The following is a 3,947-nucleotide window of genomic DNA, read 5'->3' as shown; positions in this document are numbered from 1 at the left end:
ACCAGACAAAACCACCGTGCAACATGGCCAGTAGGCGGATCTTCAGGCTTTGAACAAAGCCCCAGCGCAGCGCCAAACCCAGCATCAGCAATGCCAACGGCGCTTCCACCCCCATTTGCAGCCAGCGCAACGCTGAGGGCACGGGCCACCACCACAGGTCAGCCACGCTGACCAGCCCCTCAAACAGCAGCGTGCCAAGCATGACCGCCAGCACCCAGTTGGGCCGCCAGGTATCAAGTTTTTCGATCAAACTGGCGCTAAAGAACGGAATCATGCGGTGCGACACCACCGCAAATACGGGTGCCAAAAACCACCAGATGCCCAGTTGAATGCCGCTGCGAAGCAGAGTTATTGAATTAAAAACCAGCGACAAGGTGACCCACCACATCACAGCCGCGCCGACCAGGCAGGCGGCACTGACCAAGGTGGTGTGCATTTTGTCGCTGGCCCGGCTGCACCAGACCATGTGGGCAAAGCGCAGGCTCAGTAACGTCCAACCCAGCGCCACCAGCCCTATTCCGAGAGCCGCCCACTGCAATTGCCAGTGCATCCCGAACCAGGCCACCGCCCACCCGGCCATCACGGTCGCCAGCGCGGGCAACAGGCTGCGCGCACTGACCGCAGGCAGTTTGAGCCATTTTGGCCCGGCGGTGTACAAAAAGCCGGCAAAAAATAGCGGCATATACCCCTGGCTCATCAGCAGCGCGTGCATCAAGGGCGCAGGAACGGCCGGACTCAGCGACCACTGAAAAGCGCGCGCCAGCAACAGAGTCGCCCACCAGAGCGCAGAAGTACTCAGCATCACGGCGGCCATAAAAAATGCCAGACGATGCGGTGCCAGCAACAAGTGGCTAAAGCGCCAGCGTGACATCACAAGCCCTGTTCCATCGCAAATTTAGCGATCAACGTTTGAGTTCCGGGAGTTTGTGCTCAATCTTGGCCCATTCATCTGCATCGGGCAGACCAGCCTTGGTCTTGGTGATCATTTTCCATTGAGGTGCGAGTTCTGCGTTGAGCGCGATGAAATCCTGCTGCTTGGCCGGCACATCTTCTTCGGCATAAATTGCATTCACCGGGCACTCCGGCACACACACGGCGCAATCAATGCAATCGTCAGGATCAATCACCAAAAAATTGGCGCCCTCGCGGAAAGCATCCACCGGGCAAACATCGACGCAGTCGGTGTATTTGCAACGGATGCACGATTCAGTCACGACAAAGGTCATGGTGATTGCTCTTTCACACGGGCCGGAGTTCAAACACGGCATCGTCAAAACCATGCACCAGCAACAGTTCCTCAACTCGCGCCTGCCAAAGCTGGCCAAATTCTTGCCGCTGCGCCGCCGTGGCGGTACCTGACAAACAGGCTTTCATCAAGGGCATGGTCCGGGGATCGGCATGCACCCTCTGCACATGGCACTGGGCCAGCACGGCCTGGCCGCTATCGGTGCGCGTGAAGCGAATTTCAGACGGAATATCAACACCAAACCGCATCAGGTCGCGGCGTACAAAACGCCCGCCGATACCTGCAAAACCGCCGCTGCTGGCAGCGCCCGTCAGTTGACCCAGGACATTGGCCACCACACCGGTGGTGCCAGACTCCAATGTCTGTCTCAGATCAACAGCGACGCCGCCGCGCAGTGGCACCGCATCGGGATAAAGGAGTTGCAGGGCGCGCACGCCGAGCCAATAGGCTGACGCCACCGTGGGACACGAATGGCCTGCCAGCTTGACGGCATCGGTATAGCCATAACGCATCAGACCGCCTTCAGCAGCGCCCAAAAAATCGGCCAACGGATCGATCAGGGTGATCTCCGGAATCCGTTTGAAAAATGCCGGGGACTCCATATGCATCATCAAGGGGCTCCAAATATTTAAAGATTCATTTTACATGACTCTAATAGAACTGCCGGGGAAATGGTTACTTTGCTGATGCGCACATGCGTTGCCGCACCATGGGATCAGCGACGCGACAGCGTGGCCCAGGCCTGCGTGAGTTGCCGCACCAGGTCTTGCGGTTTGTGCACCATGGCGTAGCCGTTTTGGCCGAACAGCATGGGCAGGTAGTCGTGGGCTTTCTCATCAATGGTGACGCAAAACGGGATCAAACCGGCAGCGTGCGCCTCACGCACCGCCTGCCGGGTGTCTTCCAGGCCATAGCGACCTTCATAAACATCCAGGTCGTTGGGTTTGCCATCGGTGAGCAGCATCAGCAGGCGCTTGCGCTCGGGTCGGTCGGCCAGTTGCAGGGTGGCGTGGCGAATCGCAGCGCCAATGCGGGTGTAATAACCGGGCTTGATGGCGCCAACCCGCGCCCGGCTGGCGTCGCTCCAGGACTCAGCAAAGGTTTTGAGGTGCTGCATGCGCACATGCTGGCGGCGCACCGAACTGAAGCCCCAGATGGCGAACGGGTCACCGGCGGCGTGCAGCGCCTCGCCAAAAACAAACAGCGCGTCACGGATCACATCGATGACACGCGATTTTTCCGTGGCGTAGGCATCTGTGGACAAGGACAGGTCGGCCAGCAGCAGCGTGGCCAAGCTGCGGTCCAGCCGGGCCCGGCGCGTGTAAATGGACGGTGTGTCGCTGTAAGGTGTGGCCACGTCGAGCTGGTCGGCGTGAAAGCGCACCCACGCGTCCAGGTCAATGTCATCTCCGCTGTCTTGGCCATGCACGGCGCGCGGGGCATCGCGCAAGGTTTCAAGGCGGCGGCGCAGGCGTTTGGCCGTCAGGCGCAGGGCTACCGAGGGAATGAAGGGCGCGCAGTGTTGGGCTTGCATCACCTGCACCAGGCAATGCGCTGGCTGCAGCACAACACGCCGATAGTCCCACTCCGGCAGGGCGATGCCGGGACCCACGGGTGTGTCGTCGGTGCTGCTGCTGGGCAAATCCAGGTCGAATTTGACGCGCGAGGCCAGCGTTTGCCCATCAGGGGCGATCGACAGTTTGTCCATGTCGTTGGCCGCGTTCAGGGCGTTACCGTCTTCTTCGTCATCGGTACTGCGGTTGACATGCACCATTTCGCTCCACGACATGATGGATTCCGCGCGAAACGGCAACACCATGGGATTGCGACTCTGCTCGTGGGAGGTGGCTTGGGTACGGCGGCGCAGTTTGTCCTTGAGCGCACCGGCTTGTTGGCTTGCCTGCGCGTCTTTCTGACCGGCCGGGCGATCAGCGACGGGGGGAGTCGAGGCGCTCAGCCAGAGCCAGACTGGGGCGACATCCTGGGCTTGGTGGCGCACTTCGTCAGTCACTTGCTCTCTCAAAGCGGCCTGGACTGCGGACTCAGCCTGCCATTTCTCCCCACCTGAATGTTGCAGCTTCGGGCGTTGCGCCAAGTGCGCCTGCAGCAGCCCCTGGTACCTTGCGGCAAAGCCCGGGAATTGTGCCAGCGCCACCTGGGTGGCGCGCAGGTTGTCCCTGATCCAGTGACTGCCGGGTAGCCAACACGCCGACAGCATCGCCAGCCAAAGGTACAGGTCGCGGTTCAGTTGCGCATCGTCGAACACGGCAAGTGTGGCCGGGAGCGCCAGCACATCGGGCTCTAACTGGGCCGTGTCAGCACGTTGGCCGCTGCCCGCCAGCTTTTGCGCCCAGTGCCGCTGACCACCGACAGCCTGCAGCGAAGCCGGGGTAAATCGCAGCGAGTTCGGTCCACCGGCCGCGCGAAAAAAGATGCCAATGGTTTTTTGCATGTCCTGCAGTTGCACTGCAGCAGCCGGGTGGTCCAGGCGCGTGGCCTTGGTGATGGCCTGGTGCCACCAGCGTCCGATCATTTCTTCCATCAGTGCCGCTCAGCTTGTTCGCGCTTGCGTTGGCGCAAGGTTTCGCGCAGCGCTTCAACGCCAACCTGCCATTCCAGCGTGGGCGTGCGCTCTTGGTCTTGCTGAGTGGCATCACAGGCGGTCAGGCACTGGCCGCATTGCACACATGAAAACATCATG

At 60.7% G+C, this 3,947-nt stretch carries 4 protein-coding genes; all 4 read right to left on the bottom strand.

Annotated elements, in window-relative coordinates:
• On the bottom strand, positions 1-871 hold an 871-nt coding region (locus GPS82_RS13390; RefSeq protein WP_296495546.1), incomplete at its 3' end, for an NnrS family protein.
• A 31-nt stretch (positions 872-902) separates the two neighbouring features.
• Positions 903-1,226: a ferredoxin FdxA gene (gene fdxA / locus GPS82_RS13385; RefSeq protein WP_296495544.1), complete on the bottom strand. Its 324-nt coding sequence runs from the start codon at positions 1,224-1,226 to the stop codon at positions 903-905.
• A gap of 13 nt (positions 1,227-1,239) precedes the next feature.
• Positions 1,240-1,857: a hypothetical protein gene (locus GPS82_RS13380; RefSeq protein ID WP_296495541.1), complete on the bottom strand. Its 618-nt coding sequence runs from the start codon at positions 1,855-1,857 to the stop codon at positions 1,240-1,242.
• Positions 1,858-1,961: 104 nt separating this feature from the next.
• The gene (locus tag GPS82_RS13375) at positions 1,962-3,788 is read right to left on the bottom strand and encodes a VWA domain-containing protein (RefSeq protein ID WP_296495539.1); all 1,827 of its coding nucleotides are present in this window, start codon (positions 3,786-3,788) and stop codon (positions 1,962-1,964) included.
• Between the last annotated feature and the right edge of the window lie 159 nt (positions 3,789-3,947).

The organism is Rhodoferax sp., from assembly GCF_011391645.1.
Lineage (GTDB): Bacteria > Pseudomonadota > Gammaproteobacteria > Burkholderiales > Burkholderiaceae_C > Rhodoferax.
The sequence above is the reverse complement of the archived record's forward strand: the minus strand, read 5'-3'. Positions and strand labels throughout refer to the sequence as shown.

Excerpts from the sequence above, each read along its gene's own strand:
- GPS82_RS13380 (WP_296495541.1), bottom strand. The coding sequence starts at position 1,857 with ATGATGCATATGGAGTCCCCGGCATTTTTCAAACGGATTCCGGAGATC.
- GPS82_RS13375 (WP_296495539.1), bottom strand. The coding sequence starts at position 3,788 with ATGGAAGAAATGATCGGACGCTGGTGGCACCAGGCCATCACCAAGGCC.
- fdxA (WP_296495544.1), bottom strand. The coding sequence starts at position 1,226 with ATGACCTTTGTCGTGACTGAATCGTGCATCCGTTGCAAATACACCGAC.